General features: G+C 68.9%; 15 protein-coding genes. 14 read left to right on the top strand and 1 reads right to left on the bottom strand.

From position 1 onward, the window contains the following. The first annotated feature begins 95 nt into the window (after positions 1–95). A complete protein-coding gene (gene ffh, locus ACFZDJ_RS30445) occupies positions 96–1,649 on the top strand; it encodes a signal recognition particle protein (RefSeq protein ID WP_391063617.1) in 1,554 nt (517 codons plus the stop codon). 175 nt (positions 1,650–1,824) lie between these two features. Then, positions 1,825–3,762, top strand: coding sequence for an ATP-dependent zinc metalloprotease FtsH (ftsH, locus tag ACFZDJ_RS30440; RefSeq protein WP_391063614.1), 1,938 nt, complete (start codon positions 1,825–1,827; stop codon positions 3,760–3,762). Positions 3,763–3,884: 122 nt separating this feature from the next. On the opposite strand, the gene ACFZDJ_RS30435 is transcribed toward ftsH, so the two are convergent. Then, positions 3,885–4,712 (bottom strand): class I SAM-dependent methyltransferase, encoded by an 828-nt coding sequence (locus ACFZDJ_RS30435; protein ID WP_384911937.1) that lies wholly within the window; start codon positions 4,710–4,712, stop codon positions 3,885–3,887. Between the two features lie 199 nt (positions 4,713–4,911). Here ACFZDJ_RS30435 and proS point away from each other — a divergent pair, with 199 nt between their 5' ends. The 12 genes from proS (at position 4,912) to ACFZDJ_RS30375 (ending at position 14,168) form a co-directional block, all read left to right on the top strand. After that, positions 4,912–6,327, top strand: coding sequence for a proline--tRNA ligase (proS, locus tag ACFZDJ_RS30430; protein ID WP_391063611.1), 1,416 nt, complete (start codon positions 4,912–4,914; stop codon positions 6,325–6,327). Positions 6,328–6,578: 251 nt separating this feature from the next. Further along, positions 6,579–7,175 carry a hypothetical protein gene (locus ACFZDJ_RS30425; protein WP_054235363.1) on the top strand — a complete coding sequence of 199 codons (597 nt, stop codon included), beginning with the start codon at positions 6,579–6,581 and terminating at the stop codon, positions 7,173–7,175. A gap of 308 nt (positions 7,176–7,483) precedes the next feature. Then, positions 7,484–7,912, top strand: coding sequence for a 30S ribosomal protein S16 (rpsP, locus tag ACFZDJ_RS30420; protein ID WP_060901212.1), 429 nt, complete (start codon positions 7,484–7,486; stop codon positions 7,910–7,912). 2 nt (positions 7,913–7,914) lie between these two features. Continuing rightward, positions 7,915–8,154, top strand: a complete 240-nt coding sequence (locus ACFZDJ_RS30415) for an RNA-binding protein (RefSeq protein ID WP_005479813.1) — start codon at positions 7,915–7,917, stop codon at positions 8,152–8,154. Positions 8,155–8,261: 107 nt separating this feature from the next. After that, positions 8,262–8,849 (top strand): ribosome maturation factor RimM, encoded by a 588-nt coding sequence (rimM, locus tag ACFZDJ_RS30410; protein ID WP_384911944.1) that lies wholly within the window; start codon positions 8,262–8,264, stop codon positions 8,847–8,849. Next, complete coding sequence (gene trmD / locus ACFZDJ_RS30405) at positions 8,849–9,670, top strand: tRNA (guanosine(37)-N1)-methyltransferase TrmD (RefSeq protein WP_391063608.1); 822 nt, start codon at positions 8,849–8,851, stop codon at positions 9,668–9,670. Before rimM ends, trmD begins: the two co-directional genes overlap by 1 nt. 131 nt (positions 9,671–9,801) lie before the next feature. Beyond that, entirely contained in the window at positions 9,802–10,152 is a 351-nt protein-coding gene (rplS, locus tag ACFZDJ_RS30400; RefSeq protein ID WP_054235359.1) for a 50S ribosomal protein L19, read from the top strand. A gap of 45 nt (positions 10,153–10,197) precedes the next feature. Next, positions 10,198–10,914 carry a signal peptidase I gene (gene lepB / locus ACFZDJ_RS30395; protein WP_390933600.1) on the top strand — a complete coding sequence of 239 codons (717 nt, stop codon included), beginning with the start codon at positions 10,198–10,200 and terminating at the stop codon, positions 10,912–10,914. Then, positions 10,907–11,989 (top strand): signal peptidase I, encoded by a 1,083-nt coding sequence (gene lepB, locus ACFZDJ_RS30390; RefSeq protein ID WP_390933599.1) that lies wholly within the window; start codon positions 10,907–10,909, stop codon positions 11,987–11,989. Before lepB (ACFZDJ_RS30395) ends, lepB (ACFZDJ_RS30390) begins: the two co-directional genes overlap by 8 nt. Further along, positions 11,874–12,824, top strand: coding sequence for a signal peptidase I (lepB, locus tag ACFZDJ_RS30385; RefSeq protein ID WP_168495963.1), 951 nt, complete (start codon positions 11,874–11,876; stop codon positions 12,822–12,824). Before lepB (ACFZDJ_RS30390) ends, lepB (ACFZDJ_RS30385) begins: the two co-directional genes overlap by 116 nt. A gap of 80 nt (positions 12,825–12,904) precedes the next feature. Further along, on the top strand, positions 12,905–13,648 hold the full coding sequence (lepB, locus tag ACFZDJ_RS30380; RefSeq protein WP_390933598.1) for a signal peptidase I: 744 nt from the start codon (positions 12,905–12,907) through the stop codon (positions 13,646–13,648). Continuing rightward, positions 13,638–14,168, top strand: a complete 531-nt coding sequence (locus ACFZDJ_RS30375) for an NUDIX domain-containing protein (protein ID WP_390933597.1) — start codon at positions 13,638–13,640, stop codon at positions 14,166–14,168. The genes lepB (ACFZDJ_RS30380) and ACFZDJ_RS30375 overlap by 11 nt, the downstream gene beginning before the upstream one ends. Positions 14,169–14,217 lie beyond the last annotated feature (49 nt).

Raw genomic sequence — 14,217 nt, 5'->3', positions numbered from 1 at the left:
CGTGTATTCACACCGGGCAGGGGCCACCAACCCTTTTCGGGCAGATACCCTGGAGGGCAACCCAACCGCCCCCGACTCCGAGGACCGACGCCACCGTGTTCGATACCCTCTCAGACCGCCTGAGCGCGACTTTCAAAAACCTCCGCGGGAAAGGCCGGCTCTCCGAGGCGGACATCGACGCCACGGCCCGCGAGATCCGCATCGCGCTCCTCGAAGCCGATGTGGCCCTGCCGGTCGTGCGGACCTTCATCAAGAACGTCAAGGAGCGTGCCCTCGGCTCCGAGGTCTCCAAGGCGCTGAACCCGGCCCAGCAGGTCCTGAAGATCGTGAACGAGGAGCTCGTCACGATCCTCGGCGGCGAGACCCGCCGCCTGCGGTTCGCCAAGAACCCGCCCACCGTGATCATGCTCGCGGGCCTTCAGGGTTCCGGTAAGACCACGCTCGCCGGAAAGCTCGGCAAGTGGCTCAAGGACCAGGGCCACTCCCCGCTGCTGGTCGCCGCCGACCTCCAGCGCCCGAACGCCGTGAACCAGCTGAGCGTCGTCGCCGAGCGCGCCGGTGTGGCCGTCTACGCCCCCGAGCCCGGCAACGGCGTCGGTGACCCGGTCAAGGTCTCCAAGGACTCCATGGAGTTCGCGAAGACCAAGGTCCACGACATCGTGATCGTGGACACCGCCGGCCGTCTCGGCATCGACCAGGAGCTGATGCAGCAGGCCGCGGACATCCGCGACGCCGTCAGCCCCGACGAGATCCTCTTCGTCGTCGACGCGATGATCGGTCAGGACGCGGTCAACACCGCCGAGGCCTTCCGTGACGGCGTCGGCTTCGACGGCGTCGTCCTGTCGAAGCTCGACGGTGACGCCCGCGGTGGTGCCGCGCTCTCCATCGCCTCGGTCACCGGCAAGCCGATCATGTTCGCGTCGAACGGCGAGAAGCTCGACGACTTCGACGCCTTCCACCCGGACCGGATGGCCTCCCGCATCCTCGACATGGGTGACCTGCTCACCCTGATCGAGCAGGCGGAGAAGACGTTCAGCCAAGAAGAGGCCGAGAAGATGGCCTCCAAGCTGGCGTCCAAGAAGGGCCAGGACTTCACCCTGGACGACTTCCTGGCCCAGATGGAGCAGGTCAGGAAGATGGGCAGCATCAGCAAGCTGCTCGGCATGCTCCCGGGCATGGGCCAGATCAAGGACCAGATCAACAACCTCGACGAGCGCGACGTCGACCGCACGGCCGCCATCATCAAGTCGATGACGCCGGGCGAGCGCCAGGAGCCGACGATCATCAACGGCTCGCGCCGCGCCCGTATCGCCAAGGGCTCGGGTGTCGAGGTCAGCGCGGTCAAGAACCTGGTCGAGCGCTTCTTCGAGGCCCGCAAGATGATGTCCCGCATGGCCCAGGGCGGCGGCATGCCCGGGATGCCCGGGATGCCGGGCATGGGTGGCGGCCCGGGCCGCGCCAAGAAGAAGCAGAAGGTGGCCAAGGGCAAGCAGCGCTCCGGCAACCCGATGAAGCGCAAGCAGCAGGAGGAAGAGGCCGCGGCGCGCCGTGAGGCCGGTGCTCAGCCGGGCGGCGCCTTCGGTCTGCCGGCCGGGCAGCAGGCTGAGGACTTCGAGCTGCCGGACGAGTTCAAGAAGTTCATGGGCTGACGGTTCGTTTCCGTACGGGTCTTTCGTACGGGGTCTCGCGTACGGGGTCGTCCGTACGAGGCCTTCCGTACGGGGTCGTTCTCGTACGTCACTGGGGGCGCCCCTCGCCGGAGGGGCGCCCCCGGCGGCATTTTCTGCGCATGCTGGCGAGCATTTCGTGTCGTAACGTCCTAATATGAGTAACCCTGTGCCGCCGCGCAAGGACCCTGACCAGCCGTGGCGTACCGAGGGAACGCCACCGGACTCGACCGGTCCGCCCTCCGGGCGAAGGAAGATGCCCGGTGGCTGGATCGGCCTCGTCGTCGCCGTTCTGGTCGTGTTCGTGATCGCCCTCCTGGCGCTGTCCTTCTTCAACGAGGGCACCGAGCCGACGATCTCGTACACGGAGTTCAGCAAGCAGGTCGACAACGACAACATCACCAAGATCTACTCCAAGGGCGACGCGATCCAGGGCCAGCTCAAGACGGCCCAGGCCAATCCGGACGGCGGCGCGAAGTACACCAAGTTCAAGACCCAGCGCCCGTCCTTCGCGGACGACAAGCTCTGGCAGAACCTGGAGACGCACCACGTCACGGTGACCGCCTCACCGGTGGTCCAGCAGCGCAGCTTCCTCTCCAACCTGCTGATCTCCCTGGCCCCGATCGTGCTCCTGGTACTGCTGTGGATGTTCTTCGCCCGGCGGCTGCGGGCGGGCATCGGCGGCCCGGGCGGCATGCTCGGCCGCAAGGCGCCCCCGAAACCGGTCGAACTGCAGCCCGGCGCCCAGCGCACGACCTTCGCCGACGTGGCCGGAATCGACGAGGTCGAGGGCGAACTGAACGACATCGTCGACTTCCTCAAGAATCCGGACGCGTACCGCAGGATGGGCGCGAAGATGCCGCGCGGTGTGCTCCTCGCAGGCGCGCCCGGCACGGGAAAGACCCTGCTCGCGCGTGCCGTGGCGGGGGAGGCGGGCGTTCCGTTCTTCTCGGCCTCCGCATCGGAGTTCATCGAGATGATCGTGGGCGTGGGCGCGTCCCGGGTCCGGGAACTCTTCGCCGAGGCCCGAAAAGTGGCCCCTTCGATCATCTTCATCGACGAGATCGACACCATCGGGCGGTCCCGGGCAGGCGGCTCGGCGATGGGCGGCCACGACGAGCGCGAGCAGACCCTGAACCAGATCCTCACCGAGATGGACGGCTTCTCGGGCTTCGAGGGCGTCATCGTCATCGCGGCGACGAACCGTGCGGACATCCTGGACCCGGCGCTGACCCGCCCCGGCCGCTTCGACCGGATCGTCAACGTCGCGCCCCCCGACCGCCGTGGCCGTGAGGCGATCCTGCGGATCCACACCCGCGAGATCCCGCTGTCCCCGGAAGTGGACCTGGCCCAGGTGGCCCGCACGACGCCGGGCATGACCGGTGCGGATCTGGCCAACCTCGCCAACGAGGCGGCGCTGCTCGCCGTCAAGCGCAAGCAGGACGAGGTGATGCCGCCGGACCTCTCCGAGGCGCTGGAGAAGGTGCAGCTCGGTGCGGAGCGTTCCCTGGTGATGCCCTACGAGGAGCGCCGCCGGACCGCGTACCACGAGAGCGGCCACGCCCTTCTCGGCATGCTGCAGCCGGGCGCCGACCCGGTTCGCAAGATCACCATCGTCCCGCGCGGGCGCGCGCTGGGCGTCACGCTCTCGACACCGGACACCGACCGGTACTCGTACACCGAGGAGTACCTGCGCGGTCGGATCATCGGTGCGCTGGGGGGCATGGCCGCCGAACACGTCGTCTACGGAGTCGTCACGACCGGCTCCGAGAACGACCTCGAACAGGTCACCAACGTCGTTCGCGGCATGGTCGCCCGCTGGGGCATGAGCGAACGGGTCGGCCGCCTCTCCGCCCTCCCGAGCGACGCCCAGCAGGCCTACGGCCTCGCCGCCGCGCCCGCCACCCTCGACTCCATCGACCACGAGATGCGGCGCATCGTCGACGAGTGCTACGAGGAGGCGTGCCAGAAGCTCCGCGACCACCGGGACCAACTGGACGCCCTCGCGGAGGCCCTCCTCGCGAACGAGACGCTGGAGGAGGCGCAGGCATACCGGATCGCCGGCGTGACGCGCGTGAAGAAGGAGGAGGTGTGAGGCAGTTCCCCGTGCCCCGTTTCCAGGGGCGCGGGGAACTGCGCAATCCTTTGGCGGGGGTCTGGGGGCGGAGCCCCCCGGGACGGGACGGGTAGGGGCGGCGGGGGCGAGACCCGGCGACCTCAGCCCGTGCGCGCGATCAGGTACCGGAACACGTTCGGCATCCACACCGTGCCGTCCGCGCGCTGATACGGATGCAGCGCCTCCGTCAGCTCCTTGCCGACCTGCACCACATCCGTCGCACCGACCGCCGCGTCGAACAGCCCGGTCGACAACAACCCCCGCACCGCGCTCTCCACGTCCGCGTACCCGAAGGGACACGCCACCCGCCCGGACCCGTCCGGCCGGAGCCCCGCGCGCTCGGCGACCTCCTCCAGGTCGTCCCGGCGAGGAGCCTGCCCGCACCCCTCGCCCGGCAGCACCGCGGACGTGGCACACCGCTCCGGCGGCCCCCATCCGACCAGCACCACGGCCGCCCCCCGCTCGGCGAGCGGAGTGGCCGCCGACAGCAGTTCCCCGAGTTCCTCGGCGTCCCCCGGCGCGCACCCGATCGGCTCGAACGCGGTCACCAGCGTGTACGCGGCCGCCGCCGGGTCGGCGAGGTCCGAGGGGGACCCCTCCACGATCCGGGCGTCGGCACGCGCGCGTGTGCCCCACCCGTCCGGCAGTAACCGTTCCCGCGCGAGTGCCACGCGTTCGGGCGAAGAGGAGTCGACGCCGGTCACCGCCGCTCCCCGGGAGGCCGCCATCAGAAGGGCCAGCCCCGTACCGCAGCGCAGGCCGAGGACCCGTGTCCCGGCGCCCACTTCGAGCCGCTCGTAGACGGCTTCGTAGAGCGGCACCAGCATCCGCTCCTGGATCTCGGCCCAGTCACGCGCGCGTGCACACGGATCCACCCGGGGCGGCGCGGCCGCGTGAGGTAGGTGATGCCGCACGAGCGTAGGTGTCATCGAAAGCGCCCCAATCCGCCGAGAGTTGCCGCTGCGCCCCGTTTCCCTTGCCCCCGTGCAGTGCGCTCGCTCTTCCCCCGTATGTCAGGTAACTCCGCACTCGTCGCGCCGTCCAGGGGTTGTGGCGCGCTGCTTGCGCGCTGTCCGCGCGCGGCACAAGAATTCACATGCCGGCAACGTGTGCCCGTACCATCGCGCCATGGCAAAGGCACCCGTTCTCACGCCCCAGGCGGACGACTTCCCGCGCTGGTACCAGGATCTGATCGCCAAGGCCGAGCTGGCCGACAACGGACCGGTGCGCGGCTCCATGGTCATCCGACCGTACGGGTACGGGCTGTGGGAGCGGATGCAGGCGGAGATGGACGCCCGCATCAAGGAGACGGGTACCCAGAACGCGTACTTCCCGCTGCTGATCCCGCAGTCGTACCTCACCAAGGAGGCCGACCACGTCGAGGGCTTCGCACCGGAGCTCGCGGTGGTCACGCACGGCGGCGGCAAGGAGCTCGAGGAGCCCGCGGTCGTCCGCCCCACCTCCGAGATGATCATCAACGACTACTTCTCGAAGTGGGTGCAGAGCTACCGCGACCTGCCGCTGCTGATCAACCAGTGGGCGAACGTGGTCCGTTGGGAGCTGCGGCCCCGCCTCTTCCTGCGCACGTCCGAGTTCCTCTGGCAGGAGGGCCACACCGCGCACGCCACGTACGAGGACGCCCGCGACTTCGCCGCGCACATCCACCGCCAGGTGTACGAGGACTTCATGCTGAACGTTCTCGGCATGGATGTCGTCCCCGGCCGCAAGACCGCCAAGGAGCGCTTCGCGGGTGCCATCAACACCCTCACGCTCGAAGGCATGATGGGCGACGGCAAGGCCCTCCAGATGGCCACCAGCCACGAGCTGGGCCAGAACTTCGCCAAGGCCTTCAACACCCAGTACCTGTCGAAGGAAGGCAAGCAGGAGCTGGTCTGGCAGACCTCCTGGGGCTCGACGACCCGCATGATCGGCGCCCTGGTGATGATGCACGGCGACGACAACGGACTGCGCGTCCCGCCGCGGCTCGCCCAGATCCAGGCCGTCGTCCTCGCGATCAAGGGCGACGAGGCGGTTCTGGCCAAGGTCCGCGAAATCGGAGACCGGTTGAAGGCGGCGGGTGTACGCGTCCACGTGGACGACCGCACCGACGTCCCGTTCGGGCGGCGCGCCGTCGACTGGGAGCTCAAGGGCGTCCCCGTCCGCGTCGAGGTCGGGCCCCGTGACCTGGAGAACGGCACCGCGATGCTGGTGCGCCGTATCCCCGGCGGCAAGGAGCCGGTCGCCATCGACGCTCTGGCGGAACTGCTCCCCACCGTCCTCGAAGAGGACCAGGCGCTGCTTCTCAAGCAGTCGCGTGAGCGCCGGGAGTCCCGCACTTCGGAGGTGTCGACGATCCAGGAGGCCGTCGAGACGGCCGCCGCCGGCGGCTGGGCGCGCATTCCGTGGGCCGACCTCGGGGAAGAGGGCGAGGCCGAACTCGCCGAGCACTCCGTGACCGTACGGTGTCTGGTCGCCGAGGACGGGTCGGTGCCCGACGCCGACGACGCACCCGGTAACGTCGCGGTCGTCGCGCGCGCTTACTGAGTAGGCCGCCAGCGAGGCCGAAACGCCTCTTGCGCATCTGATGACCACAGGGGCCCCGGCGTGCGGACACCGTCTACGCGCCGGGGCGTACGCGCTACTACGTACCAGCTTGGTGTGAGCTGTGAGGCTTCTCCGCAGATCAGCGCACCCGCCCTCGTCCGGACGCATCAGCGGCAACTGACGGGTACGTGCAAATTATTTGGGATGCCCCGGAATAGGAACACAGAGGCCCCCCGGCTCGTTGTCATTACGTGAGCACGACACCACCTGTTCTCGCCGCAGAGCTGGCAGGGGCGTGGGCCGACATTCAGCGGCACCACCCCGAACTGCCCGATCTTGCCGCGCCAGAGTCCCTGATCGGAGAGTCGTCGTCCGCCTGCGGGCACGAACTCTCCTTCGAACGACTGCTGCATGAGGCAGTCCATGGCATCGCAGCCGCCCGCGGAGTCCGCGACACTTCGCGCGCCGGCCGGTACCACAACCGCAGATTCCTCGCCATCGCCGAAGAGCTGGGCCTCGACCACCCGGAGGAGCCGCACCCCAGCAGTGGTTTCTCCCTGGTCACGCTCAACCCCGAGGCGAAGCGGCGCTACCGCCCGACGATCGAGCGGCTGCAGCGCGCCCTCAAGGCGCACACCGCCGCGACCGCCGCGGACACGGCCCGCTCGTTCCGGGGCCCGGCCGCCCGGCACGGCTCCTCCGGGGGAGGCGTCCGCGTCAAGGCGGTCTGCGACTGCGGCCGCAACGTACGGGTCGTCCCGTCCGTGCTGGCGCAGGCGCCGATCGTGTGCGGAGGATGCGGGAAGCCGTTCCGCATCCCCGAGGTCGTGGGCGCCGCGGCGAGCTGAGCGGACGGCTGCTCGTGGCAGCCGTACTCAGTCGGAGTCAGCCCCGCGCGGCGGCACCCGGTCCGAGCCGGGCGCGCTGCCGATCCCGGCGGTGACCCCCGGTGCCGTGCATGCGGCGCCGGGGGTCACCGCACGCTGCCCCGTGAAGGCGACCCGCCAGGGTGTGGCACAATGGCTAGCTGTACTCGACAGCCGCACAGGACCCCTCTCTCCTCCGGCTGACGCGTCCATCGGGCACTCGGGTACCGCAACCCCACGCGGCCATCTCGCCGTGCCCAACCACGTCAAGACCAGGAGACACCACTTCCGTGGCAGTCAAGATCAAGCTGAAGCGTCTGGGCAAGATCCGTTCGCCTCACTACCGCATCGTCGTCGCCGACTCCCGTACCCGCCGTGATGGTCGGGCCATCGAGGAGATCGGTCTGTACCACCCGGTGCAGAACCCCTCGCGCATCGAGGTCGACTCGGACCGTGCGCAGTACTGGCTGGGTGTCGGCGCGCAGCCGACCGAGCCCGTTCTCGCCATTCTGAAGCTGACCGGCGACTGGCAGAAGTTCAAGGGCGAGCCCGCCCCCGCTCCGCTGCTCGTGGCCGAGCCGAAGGCGACGCGCCCGTCGTTCGACGCCCTGGGCGGCGACGACGAGGGCAAGGGTGAGGCCATCACCCAGAAGAAGAAGGCTGAGAAGAAGGACGAGGCCCCGGCCGCGTCTTCTTCGTCTGAGTCGACCGAGGCCTGAGCATGCTCGAGGAGGCTCTCGAGCACCTCGTGAAGGGCATTGTCGACAACCCCGACGATGTGCAGGTCGCTTCGCGCGACCTGCGCCGTGGGCGCGTTCTCGAGGTCCGGGTGCACCCCGACGACCTCGGCAAGGTGATCGGCCGCAACGGCCGAACCGCCCGCGCACTGCGGACCGTCGTGGGTGCCATCGGCGGCCGAGGTGTCCGCGTCGACCTCGTCGACGTGGACCACGTCCGCTGACGTAACAGGCAGCACCGGCTCGGGCCGGGGAGGGCTTTCGAGCCGTCCCCGGCCCGTAGTCGTCTACGAACCCATGCCGTAGGCACATCGACAGGAGATCAAGCACAGTGCAGCTGGTAGTCGCTCGCGTCGGCCGCGCCCACGGCATCAAGGGCGAGGTCACCGTGGAGGTCCGTACGGACGAGCCGGAACTCAGGCTCGGGCCCGGCGCCGTCCTGCTCACCGATCCGGCCTCCGCCGGACCGCTGACCATCGAGACCGGCCGGGTGCACAGCGGCCGTCTGCTGCTGCGCTTCGCAGGCGTACGCGACCGGAACGCCGCCGAGGCGCTGCGCAACACCCTTCTGATCGCCGAGGTCGACCCGGACGAGCAGCCGGAGGACCCGGACGAGTACTACGACCACCAGCTGATGGACCTGGACGTGGTCACCAAGGACGGGATGGAGGTCGGACGGATCACGGAGATCTCCCATCTGCCCTCGCAGGACCTGTTCGTGGTCGAGCGGCCCGACGGGACCGAGGTCTTGATCCCCTTCGTCGAGGAGATCGTCACCGAGATCGACCTGGACGAGCAGCGGGCCGTCATCGACCCGCCGCCGGGCCTGATCGACGACCGGGCGGAAATCGACTCCTCCACGGACACGGAAAACGCCTCCGCCAAGGACGACGAGGACTCCTCGGGGGCCGACGCCTGATGCGGCTCGACGTCGTCACGATCTTCCCCGAGTACCTGGAACCCCTCAACGTCTCGCTCGTCGGCAAGGCACGCGCGCGTGGGCAGCTGAATGTGCACGTGCACGACCTTCGGGAGTGGACGTACGACCGCCACAACACGGTCGACGACACCCCGTACGGCGGCGGCCCCGGCATGGTGATGAAGACCGAGCCCTGGGGCGACGCCCTGGACTGCGTCCTGGCCGACGGCTACGAGACCGGCTCCCACGGGCCCGTCATGGTCGTGCCCACGCCGAGCGGGCGCCCCTTCACCCAGGAACTCGCCGTCGAGCTCGCCGAACGCCCCTGGCTGGTCTTCACGCCCGCCCGCTACGAGGGCATCGACCGTAGGGTCATCGACGAATACGCGACCCGGATGCCCGTCTACGAGGTGTCCATCGGCGACTATGTACTCGCCGGCGGAGAGGCCGCCGTACTCGTCGTCACGGAGGCCGTGGCGCGACTGCTGCCGGGTGTTCTCGGCAACGCCGAGTCCCACCGGGACGACTCGTTCGCCCCCGGCGCCATGGCCAACCTCCTGGAGGGGCCCGTCTACACCAAGCCCCCGGCGTGGCGCGGCCGTGAGATCCCCGGAGTGCTGGTCAGCGGCCACCACGGGAAGATCGCCCGCTGGCGCCGCGACGAGGCCCTGCGTCGTACGGCGGCGAACCGGCCCGACCTCATCGAGCGTTGCGACCCTTCCGCCTTCGACAAGAAGGACCGCGAAATGCTCTCGATCCTGGGCTGGCAGCCGGAACCCGGCGGCCGATTTTGGCGCAGACCAGAGGCCATGGAAGAATAGGCCGCTGTTGTCTGCGTAGACCGGGCGCCCCTGCCACAGGGGGACACGACGTCCGCCACGACGCGGCAGCACCCTCTTGGAAAACTAGCTCCCGTTGATGACCTGTGGCATCAGCGAAGAAAGCAGACGAAATGTCTCACCTGCTCGACTCCGTCGACAGCGCGTCGCTGCGCAGCGACATCCCGGCCTTCCGCCCGGGTGACACCGTCAACGTCCACGTCCGCGTCATCGAGGGCAACCGCTCCCGTGTGCAGCAGTTCAAGGGCGTAGTCATCCGCCGTCAGGGCGCCGGTGTCCGCGAGACCTTCACGGTCCGCAAGGTCTCCTTCTCGGTCGGCGTCGAGCGTACCTTCCCGGTGCACACCCCGATCGTCGAGAAGATCGAGCTCGTCACCCGTGGTGACGTGCGTCGCGCGAAGCTGTACTACCTGCGTGACCTGCGCGGCAAGGCCGCGAAGATCAAGGAGAAGCGCGACAACTGAGCTCGCGAAGGGGTTCACATGGACGCCGGATAACATCTGGCTCCGATGGACACCGAAGCACAGCACACGGAGCGCGACCGCTCCTCCCGCCCCACTGAGTCCGAGGACATCTCGGACGCCGAGGGGCCGGAGGGACGGTCGCGTTTCGCGTTGGTGGCCCGGGCCGCGGACTGGATCCCCGGTGGGCGGATCACTCTGACCGCGCTGGTCTGTCTGCTGTTCCTGGTGCTGTTCAGCAACTTCGTGATACAGCCGTTCGAGATTCCCAGCAGCTCGATGGAGCGCGGATTGAGGATCGGGGACCGCGTTCTCGTAAATAAGTTGGCGTACCGTTTTGGTGCCGAGCCGCGGCGGGGCGATGTCGTCGTGTTCGACGGCACTGGGTATTTCGGGAACGCCGACTATGTCAAACGCGTCGTCGGTGTGGGGGGAGACCACGTGGTCTGCTGCGACAAGGAGGGGAGGCTCGAGGTGAACGGCCGGTCGGTCGACGAGTCGACGTTTCTGTACCCGGGGGACAGCCCGTCCGACGTCTCCTTCGACGTCGTGGTGCCCACCGGCAGCCTGTTCCTCCTCGGTGACCACCGCAGCGACTCGAGCGACTCCCGCGACCATCTGGGGTCTCCCGGCGGCGGCATGATCCCCGTCGGTGACGTGATCGGCAGGGCCGACTGGATCGCCTGGCCGGCGGGCCACTGGACCCGGCTGGAGCGTGCCGCCGCCTACGCGCGTGTGCCTACCGCGGACGGCGCCCATGGGTAACCGTGGCAGGCCGCGTGGGGTCTCCGACCATGCGGCCGACAACCTGCTTCCCACCGGTACCCGGCGCGCCGCCGGCGGCGCCGCCCGGCCGGGCCGTGCCGAGCGCCGCAAGCTCCAGCGCAAGGTCAAGCGGCGCCGACGGCGCTCCGCGATCAAGGAGATACCCCTCCTCGTGGGCGTCGCGGTGCTCATAGCCCTGGTCCTCAAGACCTTCCTCGTCCAGGCCTTCGTGATTCCGTCGGGTTCCATGGAGAACACGATCCAGATCGGCGACCGTGTGCTCGTCGACAAGTTCACGCCATGGTTCGGCTCCAAGCCCCAGCGCGGCGACGTCGTCGTCTTCAAGGACCCCGGCAACTGGCTGGCCGGGGAGAAGACCACCAAGAAGAACGACCCCGTCGTCGTCAAGCAGGTCAAAGAGGGCCTGACGGCCATCGGTCTGCTGCCTTCCGACAACGACAAGGACCTCATCAAGCGGGTCGTCGCGGTCGGCGGCGACACCGTGAAGTGCTGCGACACCCAAGGGCGCGTGACCGTCAACGGCATGCCGCTCAACGAGCCGTACATCCAGGCCGGGAACAAGCCGTCGGACTTCTCCTTCGAAGAGACCGTGCCCAAGGGCCGTCTCTGGGTGATGGGCGACCACCGGGCCAACTCCGCCGACTCCCGCTACCACCGCACCGAGAAATACGGCGGTACCGTCTCCGAGAGCTCGGTCGTCGGCAGAGCGATGGTCATCGCCTGGCCCTTCGGGCACTGGGCCCGTCTGAAGGAACCGGACACGTTCGCGTCCGTACCGAGCGGGTCGGCAACCGCTCTCGGCGCGTCGCATAGGGTGGCGTCCGCGGATCTCAATCGATTGATCCCGCTCCCGAGCCCTGCGGAACTCCCGCTCGTTATGGGAGTGGTGGGCCTGCGCCGGATCCGGCGCAGGCGGCGGCACGGAGTGAGGAGTGGATGTGGGGGATTTGGCGGTCGGCGCACGATCCGGACACGATGGCCCCGAGGAGCAGCCGGAGCGACCCGACGGATCGGCCACCCCGGCCACGAACGACGTCACTGGTTCCGGGAGTGACTCCGGGGACGGTGGCGGCGGTACCAAGGAGCAGGGTGAGCAGGAGCCGAAGCCCAAGAAGCCGCGTTCCTTCTGGAAGGAGCTTCCGCTCCTGATCGGTATCGCGCTCGTCCTCGCGCTTCTGATCAAGACCTTCCTGGTCCAGGCGTTCTCGATTCCCTCGGACTCGATGCAGAACACCCTTCAGCAGGGCGACCGGGTCCTGGTCGACAAGCTCACCCCGTGGTTCGGTTCGGAGCCCTCTCGCGGCGAGGTGGTCGTCTTCCACGACCCCGACAACTGGCTGGCGGGTGAGCCCACGCCCAACCCGAACGCCGTGCAGACGTTCCTCAGCAAGATCGGCCTGATGCCGTCCGCCAACGAGAAGGACCTCATCAAGCGGGTCATCGGTGTCGCCGGTGACACGATCGAGTGCAAGGGCAGCGGCCCGGTGAAGGTCAACGGCAAGGCACTGAACGAGGACTCGTACGTCTACACCGGGAACACCCCGTGCAGCGTCGACGACCAGGGCGGCCAGTTCAAGGTGACGGTACCCAAGGGCAAAATCTGGGTCATGGGTGACCACCGGCAGAACTCGCTGGATTCGCGCTATCACCAGCAGGACGATCACCAGGGCTTCGTGCCGGTGGGCAATGTCGTCGGCCGCGCCATCGTGATCGCCTGGCCGCCCACCCGCTGGGACACGCTGCCGATTCCCGACACCTTCGACCAGAACCTCAGCGCGGCCGCTCCGGGCGCGCTCGGACTGGCCGGCGCGGTGCCGCTGGTGCTGTGGCGCAGGCGTCGCCTTACCGCCGGAAACCCGAGGGTTTCTGGTCGGGGTACCGCCGGGTAGGGTGCCGTCCCAGATCGCCGATCTTCCGCGGCCCACAGGTCGGGCCGTGGGATCGATTCTCCGAGTTGGGGAGCACTGGGATGAGCAGGACATCAGGTCGTACGGACGAGGGCCGCGGGCGGCTCGGCAGCGTGCTGTCGGGGCTGGCCGTGGCCCTCGGCTGTGTGCTCTTTCTCGGCGGCTTCGCCTGGGGTGCGATCGAATACCAGCCGTACACCGTGCCGACCGAGTCGATGGTGCCGACCATCAAGGCGGGCGACCGCATTCTGGCCCAGCGGATCGACGGCAGTGACATCAAGCGCGGCGATGTCATCGTCTTCAAGCAGAAGAGCTGGGGCGACATGCTCCTCGTCAAGCGGGTCGTCGCGGTCGGCGGTGACACGGTCGCGTGCTGCACGAACGGCAAGCTGACCGTCAACGGCAAGCAGATCGACGAACCGTATCTCCCCAAGGGCCAGGCCGCAGAGTCGAGCCAGATCCCGACCGTCGAGGTACCCAAGGACCGGCTCTTCCTGCTCGGCGACGAGCGCAGTGGCTCACTGGACTCCACGGCCCACCTCACCGAGGCCTTCAACGGCACTGTCGCGCGCAGTGCGGTGAAGGCCCGTGTGGACGCCATCGCCTGGCCGATGAACGGCATGCTGGCGCGCCCCACGGGCTTCGAGAAGCTGGGCGGGATCTCGTCGCCCGGGCCGCTGCGGCTGGTCCTGACCGCCATCGTGGTCGGGGCGGTGCTGGTGCTGGGCGGGGCGGCGTACGGGCCGATCGCCAAGCGGCTGAGCCGGCGCGGCCGGGCGCGGACGGAGCTCGCCGGTGCCGCCTGAGGCATCGGACTGGGGTTCGGTCGAGGACTCCAGCGGCGGCGGGCCCCGGAAGGTGGCCCGGGTCGTGCTGCTCGACGCGGAGGACCGCATTCTGCTGCTGCACGGTCACGAGCCGGACGATCCGGCGGACGACTGGTGGTTCACGCCCGGCGGGGGCCTCGAGGGCGACGAGACGCACGAGGAGGCCGCGCTGCGGGAACTCGTGGAGGAGACCGGCATCACCGAGGTCGAACTGGGCCCGGTGTTGTGGCAGCGGAGCTGCTCGTTCCCGTTCGCGGGGCGGCGCTGGGACCAGGACGAGTGGTACTTCCTGGCCCGTACGACCCAGAAGGGAACCGTCGCCGCCGGGCTGACGGAGCTGGAACGGCGCAGTGTCGCAGGAGCGCGCTGGTGGACGTGCCGGGAACTGACCGAGGCACATGAGACGGTGTATCCGACCAGGCTCGCCGGGCTGCTGCGCAGGCTGCTCGACGAGGGTCCTCCGGCCAGGCCCGAGATCCTCGACACCGAAATCGTCTAGAGGCTCGCGGGGCTGGCGCACAATAGGGGGACGCACGGCTGAAGGGGAA

The organism is Streptomyces sp. NPDC007896 (assembly GCF_042959425.1).
GTDB lineage: Bacteria > Actinomycetota > Actinomycetes > Streptomycetales > Streptomycetaceae > Streptomyces.
This window is presented reverse-complemented; position numbering and strand designations above follow the sequence as displayed.